Here is a 15,342-nt window from a genome sequence, read left to right on the forward strand (position 1 = left end):
TCCAGGTTTTCGCTGGTCGCACAGCCTGTGCGTCAGCCGTACAGCCAATCCTCGTACTTTTCGTGCAAGTTGCACGAGCCGTTCGTCAACCTCAACGATCGTGGGTTACGGCAGTGACGGTGCTCGACATGCGACCTGGCGTTCGCCGGGCCCGATGAGGGGAGATGGCACACATGTGGGGGAACGTCGGACCGCGCGTCGCCGAACTGTCGCCGTTGGAACGGGTCCGGCTGCGCCGGGTCGCCGTGCGGTACGCCGCGCACGGCTGGGAGGTGACCCCGGGGGCCTGTCTGGCCCGCAGCCGGTTCGTGTGCGGCCGGGCCGGCTGCCCCACCGTGGGCTGCCACCCGGCCCTGGAGAACTGGGAGCTGGCCGCGAGCGCCGACCCGGCCCGGGTGGCCACCTGGTGGCGGAGCCGCCCGCACGGCGTGCTGTTGCCCACCGGTCGGGCCTTCGACGTGCTGGAGGTGCCGGCCCACCTCGGCCGGCACGTGCTCGACTCCGTGCAGACCCACCCGGCCGGCACCGGCGTACGCGGGCCGGTGCTGGTCACCCCCACCGGGCGCTGGATGTTCCTCGTCCGCCCCGGTGATCCGCTCCGGCCGGAGCTGGAGCACTGCTTCCACGTGGTCCGGCACGGGCCGGGCTCGTGGATCCCGGCGCCGCCCACCCGGCTGCCGGAGGGGACGGTCCGCTGGGCGGTCGCCCCGGAGCAGGCCCGCTGGCAGCTCCCGGATTCCTACCTGGTGCAGAACACGTTGATCGAGGCGCTGCGCGCCACCGGGGTGACACTCATCCCCGACCTGCTCCCCGGTCACCTGCCGCTGCCCCGGCGGGGCATGTGAACCGGGCCGCCGCGCGGCCCCGGCAGCCGATTCCATCCGGTCGTCGGCAGCGTCGCCGGGGCGCCGGTCCTCGTTGACAGGAGGACGGCGCGAACGCGCGCCACGAGCGGGGGAATGATGTCCACGGACGACAGAGCGTCTCATCCCGGCGGCACCGAACCGCCCCGTCGCAGCCACCCGCGGCACCGCTGGGCCGGCACCCGCCCGTCCGGCTCGCGCCCCGGCCGGCCCCGCCCCACCGGCTCCCGCCCCGCCGGCACCCACCGACCCCTCCGCTAGTCCGTCAGGGGAAGCGCGGTGGATTGCAGCTGGTAGGCGTCGTCGGTGATGACGGCGTGGGTGTGGTCGGCGAGCTTGTCCAGCCAGCCGATGCCGGCGACCCCCATGGCCAGGGCCGCGGTGGCGTACGCGTCGGCCACCCCGAGGTCGGTGCCGACCACCGTCACCGAGCGCAGCCCACCGGCCGGCGCGCCCCGGCGCGGGTCCAGCACGTGCCGGCCCCGCTCGTAGACACCGGAGGTGGCCACGGCCAGGTCGGTCCCCGCGAGCACCAGGCAGGTCGCCATCGGGTCCCACGGGTGCCGGATGCCGATCCGCCACGGCTCCCCCGACGGGGAGTGGCCGCGCACCCGCACGTCGCCGCCGGCGTTCACGCAGTGGTTCGGCGCGCCGGCCGCGAGCAGCCGGTCCGAGGCGACCTGCGCCGCCCAGCCCTTGACGAAGCCGGACGGATCGAGCCGGCCGGTGGCGTACGCGTCGAAGAACCCGTCGGTGGCGCCCCACAGGTCGGCGCAGGCCTCCAGCACGAACCGCAGGTCCGCCGACGCCTCGGAGAGCAGCACCTCGCCCCGGTCGAAGCGGCACACCTCGCTGTCCGACCGGTACGTGCTGAACCGGGCGTCCACCTCGCGCATCCAGGTGAAGACCTGATCCGCCAGCTCGTGCAGGGTCGCCGGCGCCAGGTCGTCGGCGAGATCCAGGGTGATCGCCGTACCCATCATCTGCTCGACCCGGCACAGCCCGGGTCGGGTCATCGCCGCCGGCACGTCAGAACGCCTGCTCGATCGCGCCTCGCAGCGACTGCTTGTAGGAGTTGCTGGTCTCGGTGGCGCCGGAGACGGTGTTGAGGTTGGCGCTCTGCTTCTGCACCACCTCGCCGCCGGTGCCGTTGTACCTGTCCCGGACGTCGCCGCTGTGGATGTCGGACTCGCCCCCGCTGGGCAGCGACAGCGAGACGGCCTCGACGATCCGGTTACCGGAGACCACGATCTGCACCTGCACGTACCCGTACTCGTTGTCCACGCCCGGCCCGGTGACCCGGCGGGTGGTCGGCTGCGGCGCCTTGGTGGTGGTCCGCGGCGCGGTGGGGGCCTTCGCGGTGGTGCGGGTGCCGGACGGTCGGGCGGTGCTCCTGCTCGGCTTGGGCGACGACGGCGCGTCGGCACTCACCGACGGCTTCGGCGCCGCGCCCGGCGGGTCGCCCGCCGCCGCCGGAGCGACGCTCGGGCCCGCACCCTGCGGGGTCGGGTTGACCGGCTGGGCGGCCGGCAGGTCCTGGGCGACCTGAGTGGTGCCCGGCGAGCCCTTGAGGACCACCAGCGCGGTGGTACTGGCGGCCAGACCGGTGATCGCGAGGAACGCGCGACGCATGCGATGCCTTCCTACAACTCGAAGGTGGCCAGGTGGATCTGTCGGCGGGGCACGCCGGCCCGGCGCAACGCCCGCACCGACTGCTCGACGAGCCCGGGCGGCCCACAGAGGTAGACGTCGCGCCGGGCCACGTCGGGCACCAGTTGACGCAGCCCGTCCGGGCTCATCAGCTGGCGGGGGCCGGGGTCGTCACGGGAGCCGATGACGTACCAGATCGAGGTGTCCCGGGCCTGGGCCAGCCAGTCCAGCTCCCGGCTGAGCAGCACGTCGGCCGGGGTACGGGCCCGGTAGATCAGCGCGGCGCCCGGCGGCAGCTCCTCCAGCATGGCCCGGATCGGCGTGATGCCGCTGCCGCCGGCGATCAGCAGTGCCCGGTCGCGGACCCGGTGCGCGGCGGTGAAGGTGCCCGACGGGCCCTGCGCCCAGACCCAGGTGCCCGGTTCCAGGTCGCGCAGGTCGGCGGTGTGCGCGCCGACCACCTTGACGGTGAGCCGCAGCCAGCGGCCGTTGGCCGCCGCGGAGACGGAGAACGGGTGCGACTGCCACCAGCAGCCCCGGGTGAGGAAGCGCCAGCGGAAGTACTGTCCGCCGAGCATCGCCAGCCGGTCCAGCCGCTCACCGGTGAGGTAGATGGAGATCGTGTCGGGGCTCTCCGCGACCACGTCGGCGACCCGCAGCCGGTACCGCAGGTTGAACGCGAGCGGCGCGATCACCCGACCCCACAGCAGGGCGACGACCACCAGCAGGTAGAGGGCGATCCAGCCGGTCCGCACCGGGCCGGGCTTGTACAGCTGCGCGCCGTGGGTGAACTGGTGCCCGAAGCCGAGCAGCAGCACCAGGTAGCTGGACAGGTGCAGCAGGTGCCACAGCTCGTAGGGCAGCGCCCGCCGGATCGCCCGGATGCTGGTGAACCCGACGAGCACCATGATGCCGGCGGCGACGAACGCGGAGACCATGTCCTCGTAGTCGCCGAGCAGCGTGCCGACCTCGGCGAGGACGGACTGGTTGCGCAGGTCCGCGTAGCCGACCAGGGTCAGCGACACGTGCGCCAGCACGGCGACCAGCAGGGTGGCGCCGATGTCGCGGTGCCAGCGGGCCAGCTGCTCGCCGCCGATCCACCGCTCCAGCACCGGCAGGCGGCTCATCATCAGCACCTGCACCAGCAGCAGGTAGCCGGCGACCAGGCCGGTGATCCGGCCGGCGGCCGTCAGGGTCGCCGCCGTGGTCGGCAGCGAGCCGGCGGGGGTTCCCAGCCACCACGGCAGCACGCTGGCGAGCAGGCCGACCAGGAGCAGCGCGGCCAGCAACCGCCGGCCGCCGGGGCCGCGCCGGGCCGGGGTCTGCGGGGGTACGGGCGCAGCCGACCGGCCGCCGTGCCGGGACGTGGTCCCGGTGCGGCGGCCGGCGGCGTGGGTGTGCGAATACGTCACGCGTACAGCTTCATCGGGGCGTACTTCTGGCGGGGGAAGACCTTGTCCACCTCCGCGTTGGTGAGCCCGAACCGGCCCTGCGCCACCGCGCCGTAGACGTTGAACATGTTGTTGTACTCCGGCACGTCACCGGAGTCCAGCTTGTCCAGGCCGTTCCAGGTGCCGAGCAGCGAACCGGCCAGCTTCTTGCCGGACAGCAGGGTGACCACGCCGCCGTGCCCGTGGTCGGTGCCGCCGGTGTTGGAGCCGACCCGACGGCCGAACTCGCTGGACACCATGATCGTCACGTCGGCGGCCTTCGGTCCGAGGTCGGTGAAGAAGGCGGCCATCGCGCTGGCCAGCTCGTTCAACCGGCGGTACAGCTGGCCGCCCTCGCGGGTGCCCTGGTTCTCGTGGGTGTCGTAGCCACCCATGCCGACGGTGGCGACCCGCACGTTGGCGCCGCCCTTGATCAGCTGGGCGAGTTGCTGGAACGCGTTGCCGACACCCTCGTACTTGACGCCCTCGGCGGGCTGGTACGGCTTCGCGGCGAGCTTCTGGGCGGTGGCCAGCGCGCCCATGCCCTCCTGCACGGCCTCCTCGACCGGGTGGTTGATCCCGGTGAAGAGCCCCTTGATGGCCTTCTCGGTGGCGGCGCGGAACCGGTCGTCACCGTTGAGCCGCAGGGAGCCGACGCTGTTCAGCGAGAGCGCACCGTTGTTGCCGACCAGCGAGCGGGGCAGCGTGCTGCCGACGCCGACGCTGCGGAACGCGGTGCCCTTGCCGAGGTTGTCGACCAGACCGTCGAGCCAACCCCGGCCGCCGGTCTCGTTGGGCAGCCCGCCGAGGTTGCAGGCGTCGGCGGCCTGGAAGTGGCTCCGGGACAGCCGCTCGTCGGAGACCGCCGGGATGAAGCCCAACTGGCCGGCCTTGAGCCACTGCTCCAGCGGCTTGAACGCGCTGGTCAGCTTGAAGCCGCGGCCCAGGGCCAGCGAGTCGTTGCCGAGCAGCAGGTCGGGCCGGGCCTTGGCGAGCACCGGGTCGTTGTCCGGAGCGACGAGGCTCAGCCCGTCCAGCCCGCCGTAGAGGAAGACGTGGATCAGGGTGCCGGTCTTGGTCGCCGCGAACGACGCCGAGGTGGTGACGAACTGGGCGGTGGCCAGCGCGGTGGCGGTGGCCGCGGCACCGGCGACGAAGGTCCGCCGGGTGACGCCGCGACCGTCCTGCTGGGCCTCCTCCAGGTCCTCCAGGGTGCGGTAGCGGTCGGCCTCGGCGGCGTTCTCGGCGGCGACGATGTCCGCCTCGGCGCGCAGCAACGCCTCGGCCGGGTTGTCGGCCAGCCGCCGCAGGTCGGGGCATTCGGGGTGCAGGGGGAAAGAGTTGTACACAGTCTTCTCCATCGGGTGCCTCACCGGAGGTGGTGCTGGGGGGACGCGAGGATCGCCCGCGCGACGGCGGTGATGGCCCCGTTGAACGTGGCATCGACCTTGGCGCTCGCCGGCACGCCGGCCACACCAAGGATCAGGTTCTTCTCCCGGGTGCTCAGCTTCTGGTTCACCAGCCGCTGGGCCAGCGCGTCCACGTACGCCCCGGCGGTCGCCGGCGGCTTGGCGACCAGCTTCTCCGGTGCCGTGTACGTGAAGGCGGTGCGGTAGCCGGCCAGGATCTCGCCGGCCTCGTTCCAGCCGTTGACCATGGTGCCGGCCGAGGTCCAGGCGACGTAGACGTCCGGGTAGCCGTCCGGGGTGGGCTGGCCCATCGGGTACTGGCCCAGCTCGCGCAGCTTGTCGTGGATCTGCCGCAGGCCGCGGGCGAACGGGGTGCGCTTGTTGTCGCCGTTGTCCTGCTTCGGGGACGGATCCGGCGAGACGCCCAGGACGCGGTACGTGGAGACCAGGTACTCCATCGGCCGGCGTACCTTCTGGCCGACCGCGGCCCAGAACTCCGAGGAGCTGAACAGGGCCATCAACACCGGCTTGATCAGGCCGTTGTTGGTGGTGTACGTCTTGGCCAGCCGGTCCACGAGGGACTTCGGCGGGGTGTCCGAGACGAACCTCGTCGCCAGGCTCTGCGCCACGTACTTCGCGGTCGACGGGTGCAGCGCGATGTAGGCGATGTACTGGTCGATCGCCGCTTCGGCCTTCTTCGGGTCCGCCGAGTTGTTGGGGTGCGTGAAGCCGAGGATCTTCACCTTCCCGACGTAGTGCTGCTCGGGCTTGAAGACGTACTTGCCGTCCTCGACGCCGCGGCCGGTCTGGAGCATGGCCGCCTGGCGCACGTCCGGCTCCTTGTAGCCGCCGTCCACGCCGACCGAGTAGAGCTCCAGGTTCTCCCGGGCGAGGTTCTCGTTGATTGCGTCCTTGCGGGAGTCCTTCTGGTTCAGGTAGATCAGCAGCGCGGGGTGCTTGTTCGCGGCGACCAGCATCTCCGGGTAGCTGCCCAGCGCGTGCGCCCGCACCACGTCCTTGTCGAACGAGTTGCGGTAGACCTCGCCGCCGTCGAATTCCGCGGCGACGTGCAGGAAGTCGTTCCAGAAGTCGACCATCACCTCGAACAGCTGGCGCTTCGACCAGATCTGCCGGGCCAGGGTGGCGTCGATCATCTCGCGCTCGGGCTGGGCGCCCTGCTCGTTGAGCTTGTCCCGCTGGTCGCGCAGCTGCTGCACCGAGAGCTTCTGCGTGGGCAGCTCGGCGAGCTTCAGCTCGGCCTTGCTCGGCTCGATCTTGTCCGGGTCGAGCTGGGCGCGGATCCAGCCGTCGATGCCCAGCTTCTTGATGTCGGCGACGACCGCGGGCGTCGCCCCGAAGGTGGCCCGCCGGGCCAGGTGCAGGATCGGGTCCTTGGCGAGCACCGTCTTGACGGTCACCTTGGTCTCCGCCGCGGCGGCGGCCGGGCCGGAGAACGTCCGGCCACCGGAGGGCGCGTTCTTCTTCAGCGCCTCACCGGCCCGGGAGCCCATGTAGCTCTCGTTCTGCTCGGTGTAGGTGCGCACCGTGCTGGGCTGCTGGCCGCTGGGCCGGGCCGCGGTGCCGTCGGTGACGGTGCTGCCGGTCGCGTCGGCCACCGCGTCGTCACCGAAGAGGCCGCGGAACTGCGGGGTCATGGCGAGCGCCGCGCCACCGGCGACGACGGCGGCGGTGCCGCTGAGCGCGACGATGGCCTTGCGGCGGCCGACCTTGCGGCCGGGCTCGTCGTCATCGTCCAGGGTGGGCAGTCCGGTGCCGGCCGGCCGGGCCGGGGCGGGACGGCCGAGGCCTTCCGGGCCGACCCACTGCGGCCCGCGCGGGGCGGGGGCGGGCTGTCCGGCGTGTACGTACCCGTCGGCGTACTGCTCACGTGGGTCCGCCTGGGCCGGGTAGCCGCCCTGGTAGGGGTGGGGCGAGTCGTACCCGTACGGCGCGGACGCGTTGTGGTCGCCGTACCCGTCCGAGGTGTGGTGCTGGCGTCCGTCCCAGCCGCGGTCGTCCCGCGGTCGACGTGGTGGCACATTCTGGTCGGCCATGTACCAATCCCGATTTCTGAAGAGCGCCGGAAGCTGCGACCGGGCAGGTGCGGCAGGTGCGGCGACTGTTGCCTGAGGGGGTTGCTACGGCAAGGTAACCAGGCCCCCAGGTGCCTTCAAGGCGGGTTGAACGCCCTCGTGAGGGCACTTAAGACAGCCCTCAGCGCCGCATCGCCCGCGTCCCACGCACCGGCATCGGGTCCGGACCTTCCCAGCAGGGCGGACGCACGCCAGCCGGGTACGGATCGGGCCTCGCCGCCGTACGCGACACTTTCCGCGCCGTTCACCACCACAGGCAAATTTAAGGCGCGGATAAGCCGGACGTGAGGCGTCCTCGCGCGGGGAAAAGTAGCAGCAACGGGTGAGCGTGAGCCGCCGCCGCAGCGGGTATGCCGCCGAACCGCTGAACGCGTGAGGGGAAGGCAGCGCCATGCTCAGCAAAGAGGATCAGCGCAGGTTCGACCAGATCACCCGTCAGCTCCGGGAGAGCGACCCGGCATTCTTCAACCGGCTGGATCATCGGGTCCGGGCCCGCAGGGGCCGTTACCTGATGTTGTTGACCATCGTGCTGTGGGCGTCACTGCCGGCGATGACCGTGTTCGCCGGTCGCCTGGCCGGCGCGATCTGCGCGGTGGTGCTGGTGGCGAACGCCGCGATCATGTGGCGGTTCCGACGCCGCTGGACGTAACGCTCACCGGTCGCCCGGGCCGAACGCCCGGTACGCCCGGCGCAGCCGTTCGAGCAGTCCCGGCCCGCCGATGGCCGGCGCCGGCGGGCCGAGTTGGCGCAACAGCAGATCCGGTCCGGTCGCCAACCGGGGCGGGCGATCGGGCAACGGCACCGGTGGCAGCCAGAACCGGTCCACCGCCTCCGCCAACGGGGTCGCCGACAACCCGGCGAGCGCCCGCGCCGCGCCAGCCGGCGTACCGGCCTCGTCCACAGAGGATTCGGGTACGTCCGAAATGGACTCACCGTCGGCGTCCGCGTGCGGGGCGGTGCTCGGTCCGGGCGGCAACTCCGCCCCGGTGGCCTCGGCGCGTCGGGCCCGGAGCCGCTCGAGCAGTTCCGCGCGAGCGCGCCCGCGCCAGTGCAGCAGCTCGAACGGGTCCGCGTCGAACGCCTCGGCCAGCAGGTAGAAGGTCGCCGCGAGGTGCTTGCACGGCACCGCGAAGTCGGGGCAGCTGCACCGCTGGGTCAACTCGTCCACGCCCGCCGGGAAGAGCGGTGCGCCGGCGGCGGCGAACAGCTCCTCCAGCTCGTCGGGAAGGTCCCCGGCGAGCAGCCGGGCGCTGAAGAACGCCTGTCCGGCCAGCTCCTCCTCGACCTGGGACCAGAGCGCGGCCGGGAACGGCGCCAGCGCGATGGAGACCTGGTACGGCTGCGGCCGGGAGCCCTGCACCACGGCGCTGACCAGCCCGGGCGCGATGTCGAGCCGGAGTACCTGACCGGCCCGCGCGTACGACCGGCCGCGGGTCAGCCGGGTGCCGAGTGCGAACGACTCGAGCACCTCCAGGAAGCGTCGCGACCACCAGGACCGGCCGATCGCGCCCCGGGCGCTGCGCGCCCGCAGGCCGCCGTCGACGCGGCGGGGACGGCCGTAGTCGGCGAACCGGTCGGTACTCACTCCACCACCGCCCCAGCCTCCAGGGCGAACAGCTCCTGCAGCTGCCCGGTGGACAGCTCGGTGATCCACTGCTCGCCGGTGCCGACCACCCGCTCGGCGAGGCTGCGCTTGTCGGCGATCAGCGCGGCCACCTTCTCCTCCACCGTGCCGGCGCAGACGAACTTGCGGACCTGCACCCGCCGCCGCTGCCCGATCCGGAACGCCCGGTCGGTGGCCTGGTCCTCCACCGCCGGGTTCCACCACCGGTCCACGTGCACGACATGGTTGGCGGCGGTCAGGGTGAGCCCGGTGCCGCCGGCCTTGAGCGAGAGGACGAACAGCGGTGGCCCCTCCGCGGACTGGAACCGCTGCACCATGGCGTCCCGCTCGGCCTTGCCGAGCCCACCGTGCAGGAACAGCACCTCCCGGCCGAACCGCGCGGACAGGTGACCGCGCAGCATCGCGCCGAACTCGGCGTACTGGGTGAACAGCAGCGCCCGCTCCCCCGCTGCCAGCACCTCTTCCAGGATCTCGGTCAACCGGGCCAGCTTGCCGGAGCGGCCCTCCAGCGGCGAACCGTCCCGCAGCAGCTGGGCCGGGTGGTTGCAGACCTGCTTCAGGCGGGTCATGGTGGCCAGCACCAGCCCGCGACGTTCGATGCCGTCGCTGGACTCGATCCGCGCGAGCATGTCGTCGACCACCACCCGGTACAGGGCGGCCTGCTCGGCGGTGAGGTTGCAGAGCACCTCCATCTCCAGCTTCTCCGGCAGGTCGGAGATGATCGACGAGTCGGTCTTGAGCCGGCGCAGCACGAACGGGCCGGTGATCCGGCGCAGCCGCTCGGCGGCCTCGGCATCACCGTGCCGCTCGATCGGCTCGGCGAACCGCTTGCGGAACGTCGCGGCCGGGCCGAGCAGGCCCGGGTTGGCGAACTGCATGATCGACCAGAGGTCGGCGAGCCGGTTCTCGACCGGCGTGCCGGTCACCGCCACCCGCTGCCGGGCGGGCAGCGCACGGACGGCCTCGGCCTGCCGGGTCGAGGCGTTCTTGATCGCCTGCGCCTCGTCCACCACCACCCGGTGCCAGTCGATGCCGGCCAGATCGACGGCGTCGCGGGCGGCCACCGAGTAGGTGGTGAGGACCAGGTCCGCGCCGTGCGCGGCCGTGGTGAACTCCGCGCCGCGGGCCCGCTCCGCCCCGTGGTGTACGTGTACGCGCAGCCTCGGGGTGAACCGCGCCGCCTCCCGCTGCCAGTTGCCGACCAGGGACATCGGGCAGACCAGCAGGGTCGGTCCGGCGTCCGGCGGGTCCCCGGCCAGCAACGCGAGCAGCTGCACGGTCTTACCCAGCCCCATGTCGTCGGCGAGCACGCCGCCGAGGCCCAGCGACCGCAGGAACGCCAGCCACGCCAACCCGCGCCGTTGGTACGGCCGCAGCGTGCCCTGGAAGCCCGGTGGCGGGTCCAGTGGGGTGAGCCGTCGCTCGACCGCGCCGGCGAGCAGGTCGCCCAGCGCCCCGTCGGCGGTCACCTCCAGCACCGGCAGCGCCCCGGTGTCCTCGCCGTCGGCCAGCCCGAGGCGGAGCAGATCGGCGACGGTCAGCTCGCCGGCCGAGCGGAGCAGGCGCAGCCCGGCGGCGAGCCGCCCTGGGTCCAGCTCCACCCACCGGCCGCGCAGCCGCACCAGCGGGGTCTTCAGCTCGGCCAGCGCGGCCAACTCGTCGGCGGACAGCGGGTGCTCGCCGAGCGCCACCTCCCAGCGGTAGTCGACCAGCGCGTCCAACCCGACGCCAGCGTCGGCGCCCGTCACCGTGCCGGGTGCGGTCCGGCTGCGGGCACGCAGCCGGGCGCCGAGCCGCGCCGACGGGCGCTGCCACCAGGAGGGCAGCAGCACCCCGAAGCCGGCGGCGTGCAGGACCGGGGCGCCCTCGCTGAGGAACCGGTGCGCTCCCTCGACGTCCAGCTCCATCGCCTCGGGGGCGGCGGTGCGCAGCGCGGCGTCGAGGTCCGGCCAGAGCCGGCTGGCGCGGCCCAGTTCGGCGAGCAGGGTCTCCTGCGGGCTGGCCGCGCGATTGGCCAGGCCGCCGAGCGTCTGCGGCGCCCGCCAGACCTGCCCGGCGTCGACGTGCAGGCCCGGCTCGTCGGCCGCCTGCAACCCGAACTCCAGCCGCCACCGCCCGGCCCCGACCGGCTCCGCCGCGATCAGTTCCGGCCGGGTCGGCTCAGCCTCGACCGGGCCGCCCTCGGTCAAGCCGCCCTCGGTCGGGTCGGCTCCGACCGTCGACGGCGCGGCGTCGGCCCGCACCGGGCGGGTGGCCAGGATCGGCTCGGTGACCTCGTCGGGCGCCGGCTCCACCAGGCGGAAGCTGGCCCGGACGGGTCCCCCGGCGGCGTCGCGTTGCCAGGCGTCCAGCTCGGCGCGGAGGGTGACCAGCGCGACCGGATCGACGGTGAAGTCGCGGCGGGGGCCGGCGAGCGCCGCCAGCCAGGCCGGCGCCGGGCCGCCCGGCCGCAGACCCCGGGCCAGCGTGGTGGTCGCCAGGGCGGCCCGGGCGGCCGCGTCGGTCAGCGCGTCGAGCGCGTCCGCGACCAGCGCACCGGCCGTCAACTCGGTGCTGTCCGGCACGGTGGTGGCCGGCACGGTGGTGGCCGGCGCGGCGGCTGGCGCGGTGGCCGCCGTGCCGGCCGGCACGGCGACAGGCGCGGCGGCAGGCACGGCAGCCGGCACGGTGGCGGCTCGGGCGGCTGGTGGCAGAGCCAGCGCCAGGGACCGCGCCCAGGCGGCATCGGTGCCGGTCAGCAGCGGTCGCCAGACGGCCAGCGCCGGCACCTGCACGGCGGCCTCCGCCGACGACGCTCCGGCCGGCCGGTCCCCCGACCCGGCCGTGCCAGCACCCGGCAGGGCACCCACCGTGGTGCTGACGCCGGGAAGGACACGGCCCCGGGTCACCAGGTCGGCGGCGAAGTCGGCCAGCTCGGCGAGGTGGCGCAGGGTGGCCCCGGGCACCGCCGGAAGCTCGTCCAGGGCGCGCAGGAGCGGCAGCGCTTCGTCGGGGGCGTACACCAGCACGGGGACCCGCCACCCGGCCAGGGTGACCCGGCCACGGGCCGGTGGCGCGACGGCGACCCGGATCAGCTCCGGTGAGTCCATCGGCGCGCCGGCCCGGGTGGGCAGGGTGAGCAGCACGGTGTCCGGACGGGCCGGCTCGGCGGCGTCCGCGAGGGCGGTGGCCAGCGCGGCATGCCCGGCGGCGAAGGGGTGTGGGCGTTCGCGGGGCGCCCGCCCGGGACGGCGCGGCGCGGCGGCCGGGGCCGCGCTGTCCTCGGCCCAGACCGCGAGGCCGGCGGTCGAGCCGTCGCCGGGCAACCACAGCCCGTGGATGACCAGCACGTACTCCCCCTCGTCGCCGCCCGCGCCCAGGATAGGCGGCGTCCGTGGGCTAGCGTCGGCGCCATGGTCGACCTGCTGGTGATCGGCGGGCTCGGAGTGGACGTACGGGTCCGGGTGCCTGCGCTGCCGCTACCGGCCGCCGATTCACACATCGTCGAGCCTATCGAGCTGCGGATCGGCAACACCGGCGCCGGTGTGGCGTTGGCCGGGCGGGCACTCGGCCTGCGGGTACGGGTGGTCGACACCCTCGGCGCGGACCCGGCCGGCGACCTGGTCCGGGCTGCGCTGAGCCGGGCCGGGGTGCCGGCGGTGCTGGCCGAGGATCCCGCCGGGACCCGGCGATCGGTGAACCTGGTGGACCCGGGCGGGCGGCGGATGTCGCTGTACGACCCGCGTGGATGGCGGGGCGGTCCGCCGTTCCCTCCGACGGAGCTGGCCGAGCTGGTCCGGAACGCCCGGCACGTACACCTTTCGATCATGGACTGGACGGTGCCGCTGCTGCCCGCGGTGCGGGCCGCCCTCCCGGCGGGTGTGCCGCTCTCCACCGACCTGCACGACTGGGACGGCGCGAACCCCTACCACCGGCCGTTCGCCGAGGTCGCCGACCTGATCCTGGTCAGCGGGGTGCGGCTCGCCCACCAGGCCGTCGCGCTCGCCGGCGGGCTGGCGCCCCGCACCGTGGTGGTGACCCGGGGCGCGGACGGCGCCGAGCTGTACCCGGGCGACGGCACGGCGCTGCCGGTACCGCCCGCCACGCCGCCGCGGCTGGTGGTGGACAGCAACGGGGCGGGCGACGCCTTCGCGGCCGGGCTGATCGCCGGTCAACTGCGCGGCCGGCAGCTGGCGGAGGCGGCCCGGTACGCGGCCCGGGTGGCCGCCGCCGCCTGCACCCACGACGGCATGGAGTACCCGCCGGGCCTGTTACCCGCCGATTGACACCACAGCGCCACCGCTGACCGCGTCACGACCGCCCGCGGGGTCAGACGGCGCCGGACTCGCCGTCGGTCAGCTCCCGCAGGATGTCGGCGTGACCGGCGTGCCGGGCCGTCTCCTCGATCATGTGCACCAGGATCCAGCGCAGCGACACTTCGCCCAGCTGCGGGTGCGGCACCACGTGGTCGAGGTCGAAGCGCGCGGCGACCGTCCGGGACCGGGCGCAGGCCCGCTCGTACGCCTCGACGAGCCCCTCGACGGTGTCGTGCACGTCGATCGTGAAGCTCGCCACCGCGTCCTCGTCCGAGGTCAGGTACACGTCGCCGGGCTCGGGGGCCAGCAGGGTCGCGAACCAGTTCCGCTCGACCAGGGTCAGGTGCTTGACCAGCCCGGCGAGCGTGGTCGCCGAGGGCACCAGCCGGCGGGCCGCTTCGGCGTCGGACAGGCCCCGCAGCTTGCGCAGCACCACGGCACGGTGGAAATCGAGGAACGAGTCCAGCACGGCACGCTCATTGCCGGTGCGGGCGAGCACCGGGCCGAGTGTCGGATCGATCGTCTGCTCCATCCACCGACCCTAGCCACGCGCCGACCGTCGCACTGCCCCGCTATCTGCTGCGCGGTCCGAGCGCGGCGGGCAGGATGGGCGCATGGCTTCATCCGTGCAGATCCTCCTCGTCGGCGGCACGGCGGACGGGCAGAGCGTCACCGTCGAGCTGGACAGCAACGGCCGTCCACCGTTGACCCACCACCACCTCGGGTCCGGTGGGCTGGCCGAGGCGCAGATCTACGAGCTGGAGTCCGCGGGCGACGACGCCCGCGAGTGGCGCTACCGGTGGACCGGCCCGGCGGTGTGACCGGCCCGCTCAGACCCGGGTGAGGGTCTGGCTACGCAGGCTGTCCAGGACGCCACGGGTGACCTCGGAGGTGCCCCGGGCCTGCTCGCAGACCTCGGCCACCCGCCGTGCGGTGGCCTCGGCGCGCTGCTCCCGCTCGTCCCAGAGCCGGTCGACCTCGGCCAGCAGCGGCCCCTCGACCTCCCGCTCCACGCCGCGCAGCGCCGGCACGCCGAGCCGCTGGGCCAGGTCGAAGACCTTGCCGGCGTACGGCAGCGGCAGGAACGGGGTGCCGACCATCGCCGCGAAGATCAGGAAGTGCAGGCGCATGCCCACGGCCAGGTCGAAGTGGCGCATCAGCCCGAGCACCTGCTGCGGCGAGTAGGTGCCGTGCAGGATCCGCCCCCGCTCGGCGGCGATCATGTGGGACAGCACCCCGTGGGCGTGCCGGATGTCGTCGCGTTCCATTGGCACGAACAGCACGTACGCGTCGATCCGGTTCACCAGGAAGTCACCGATCTGGGCCAGCAGCCGGTGGTAGCCGTCCACGTCGAGCCGTTCGGCGGCCCGTCCCGGCTCCCGCACGCTGATCCCGACCAGCCGCCTGCCGGCCGGTACCCCCTCCTCGCGCAGCAGATCGAGCGGGAAGTCCGCCGGCTGCAACAGGAACGCCGGGTCGGCGGTGACCGTGATCGGGTTGAGCAGCCCCGCTTCCTCCAGCACCATCCGGGACTCCTGGTCGCGGACGGTCACCTGGACCGCGCTGGCGAGCGTTTCCCGGACCATCCCGGTGTCCACCGAGTCGCTGAGCGGCCCGACCCCCACCGCGTACGTGATCAGGGGCAGGCCGCGTTCCTGGGCGACCCGGACCACCCGCAGGTAGCGGCGGGCCTCCCGGTCGTAGAGGATCCCACCGCCGCCCAGGATGAGCAGGTCGAGCTGGGCCAGGATCAGGGCGGAGTCGGTGCGGCTGACGCCCTCCCAGGGCACCGCCTCGACGTCGGGGTGCGCGACCCGGGTGTGCTCGGGGTGACGGGAGAAGACGATGATGCGGGCGTTCGGCTCCTGCGTGCGCAGATCGGCGAGCAGGCCGGTGAGGATCGCCTCGTCGCCGAGGTTTCGGCCACCGTACGACCCGAGCACACCGATGGTCAGTCCAGCACCATGCGTCATCCGTC

The 15,342-nt window shown here is 73.6% G+C and carries 13 protein-coding genes; 4 read left to right on the plus strand and 9 right to left on the minus strand.

Features of this window, described 5'->3' with window-relative positions; all coding sequences use genetic code 11:
- The first annotated feature begins 173 nt into the window (after positions 1–173).
- Positions 174–845, plus strand: coding sequence for a bifunctional DNA primase/polymerase (locus BUS84_RS15575; protein WP_074313322.1), 672 nt, complete (start codon positions 174–176; stop codon positions 843–845).
- Positions 846–1,120: 275 nt separating this feature from the next.
- Here the strand turns inward: BUS84_RS15575 and BUS84_RS15580 are convergent, their stop codons facing one another.
- Genes BUS84_RS15580 through BUS84_RS15600 form a run of 5 tightly spaced genes read right to left on the minus strand, consistent with a single transcriptional unit; the run spans position 1,121 to position 7,406 of the window.
- The gene (locus BUS84_RS15580; protein WP_084757784.1) at positions 1,121–1,843 is read right to left on the minus strand and encodes an FAD:protein FMN transferase; all 723 of its coding nucleotides are present in this window, start codon (positions 1,841–1,843) and stop codon (positions 1,121–1,123) included.
- A 49-nt stretch (positions 1,844–1,892) separates the two neighbouring features.
- Positions 1,893–2,495, minus strand: a complete 603-nt coding sequence (locus BUS84_RS15585; protein ID WP_074313323.1) for an FMN-binding protein — start codon at positions 2,493–2,495, stop codon at positions 1,893–1,895.
- An 11-nt stretch (positions 2,496–2,506) separates the two neighbouring features.
- Positions 2,507–3,925 carry a ferredoxin reductase family protein gene (locus tag BUS84_RS15590; RefSeq protein WP_074313324.1) on the minus strand — a complete coding sequence of 473 codons (1,419 nt, stop codon included), beginning with the start codon at positions 3,923–3,925 and terminating at the stop codon, positions 2,507–2,509.
- On the minus strand, positions 3,922–5,304 hold the full coding sequence (locus BUS84_RS15595) for a DUF1501 domain-containing protein (RefSeq protein WP_074313325.1): 1,383 nt from the start codon (positions 5,302–5,304) through the stop codon (positions 3,922–3,924). The genes BUS84_RS15590 and BUS84_RS15595 overlap by 4 nt, the downstream gene beginning before the upstream one ends.
- Positions 5,305–5,312: 8 nt before the next feature.
- On the minus strand, positions 5,313–7,406 hold the full coding sequence (locus tag BUS84_RS15600) for a DUF1800 domain-containing protein (RefSeq protein ID WP_074313326.1): 2,094 nt from the start codon (positions 7,404–7,406) through the stop codon (positions 5,313–5,315).
- A 430-nt stretch (positions 7,407–7,836) separates the two neighbouring features.
- Here BUS84_RS15600 and BUS84_RS15605 point away from each other — a divergent pair, with 430 nt between their 5' ends.
- A complete protein-coding gene (locus BUS84_RS15605; RefSeq protein ID WP_074313327.1) occupies positions 7,837–8,094 on the plus strand; it encodes a DUF3040 domain-containing protein in 258 nt (85 codons plus the stop codon).
- A 3-nt stretch (positions 8,095–8,097) separates the two neighbouring features.
- Here BUS84_RS15605 and BUS84_RS15610 read toward each other — a convergent pair whose 3' ends face one another.
- The gene (locus tag BUS84_RS15610) at positions 8,098–9,030 is read right to left on the minus strand and encodes an SWIM zinc finger family protein (protein WP_074313328.1); all 933 of its coding nucleotides are present in this window, start codon (positions 9,028–9,030) and stop codon (positions 8,098–8,100) included.
- A complete protein-coding gene (locus tag BUS84_RS15615; RefSeq protein WP_074313330.1) occupies positions 9,027–12,398 on the minus strand; it encodes a DEAD/DEAH box helicase in 3,372 nt (1,123 codons plus the stop codon). Before BUS84_RS15615 ends, BUS84_RS15610 begins: the two co-directional genes overlap by 4 nt.
- Positions 12,399–12,461: 63 nt before the next feature.
- Between BUS84_RS15615 and BUS84_RS15620 the strand changes: the two genes are divergently transcribed.
- The gene (locus BUS84_RS15620; protein ID WP_074313332.1) at positions 12,462–13,334 is read left to right on the plus strand and encodes a carbohydrate kinase family protein; all 873 of its coding nucleotides are present in this window, start codon (positions 12,462–12,464) and stop codon (positions 13,332–13,334) included.
- Between the two features lie 43 nt (positions 13,335–13,377).
- Here BUS84_RS15620 and BUS84_RS15625 read toward each other — a convergent pair whose 3' ends face one another.
- Entirely contained in the window at positions 13,378–13,896 is a 519-nt protein-coding gene (locus BUS84_RS15625) for a DinB family protein (protein ID WP_074313334.1), read from the minus strand.
- Positions 13,897–13,978: 82 nt separating this feature from the next.
- Between BUS84_RS15625 and BUS84_RS15630 the strand changes: the two genes are divergently transcribed.
- Positions 13,979–14,185: a hypothetical protein gene (locus BUS84_RS15630; RefSeq protein ID WP_074313336.1), complete on the plus strand. Its 207-nt coding sequence runs from the start codon at positions 13,979–13,981 to the stop codon at positions 14,183–14,185.
- A gap of 9 nt (positions 14,186–14,194) precedes the next feature.
- Here the strand turns inward: BUS84_RS15630 and BUS84_RS15635 are convergent, their stop codons facing one another.
- Positions 14,195–15,337 carry a polysaccharide pyruvyl transferase family protein gene (locus tag BUS84_RS15635; protein ID WP_074313338.1) on the minus strand — a complete coding sequence of 381 codons (1,143 nt, stop codon included), beginning with the start codon at positions 15,335–15,337 and terminating at the stop codon, positions 14,195–14,197.
- Positions 15,338–15,342: the final 5 nt, after the last annotated feature.

Origin of the sequence: Micromonospora cremea (assembly GCF_900143515.1) — a bacterium.
In the GTDB taxonomy this organism is placed as follows: domain Bacteria; phylum Actinomycetota; class Actinomycetes; order Mycobacteriales; family Micromonosporaceae; genus Micromonospora; species Micromonospora cremea.

Bases quoted from the DNA above. Each gene is read 5' to 3' on its own strand.
- BUS84_RS15575 (WP_074313322.1), top strand. From the start codon at position 174: ATGTGGGGGAACGTCGGACCGCGCGTCGCCGAACTGTCGCCGTTGGAA.
- BUS84_RS15580 (WP_084757784.1), bottom strand. From the start codon at position 1,843: ATGGGTACGGCGATCACCCTGGATCTCGCCGACGACCTGGCGCCGGCG.
- BUS84_RS15585 (WP_074313323.1), bottom strand. From the start codon at position 2,495: ATGCGTCGCGCGTTCCTCGCGATCACCGGTCTGGCCGCCAGTACCACC.
- BUS84_RS15595 (WP_074313325.1), bottom strand. From the start codon at position 5,304: ATGGAGAAGACTGTGTACAACTCTTTCCCCCTGCACCCCGAATGCCCC.
- BUS84_RS15600 (WP_074313326.1), bottom strand. From the start codon at position 7,406: ATGGCCGACCAGAATGTGCCACCACGTCGACCGCGGGACGACCGCGGC.
- BUS84_RS15605 (WP_074313327.1), top strand. From the start codon at position 7,837: ATGCTCAGCAAAGAGGATCAGCGCAGGTTCGACCAGATCACCCGTCAG.
- BUS84_RS15620 (WP_074313332.1), top strand. From the start codon at position 12,462: ATGGTCGACCTGCTGGTGATCGGCGGGCTCGGAGTGGACGTACGGGTC.
- BUS84_RS15625 (WP_074313334.1), bottom strand. From the start codon at position 13,896: ATGGAGCAGACGATCGATCCGACACTCGGCCCGGTGCTCGCCCGCACC.
- BUS84_RS15630 (WP_074313336.1), top strand. From the start codon at position 13,979: ATGGCTTCATCCGTGCAGATCCTCCTCGTCGGCGGCACGGCGGACGGG.
- BUS84_RS15635 (WP_074313338.1), bottom strand. From the start codon at position 15,337: ATGACGCATGGTGCTGGACTGACCATCGGTGTGCTCGGGTCGTACGGT.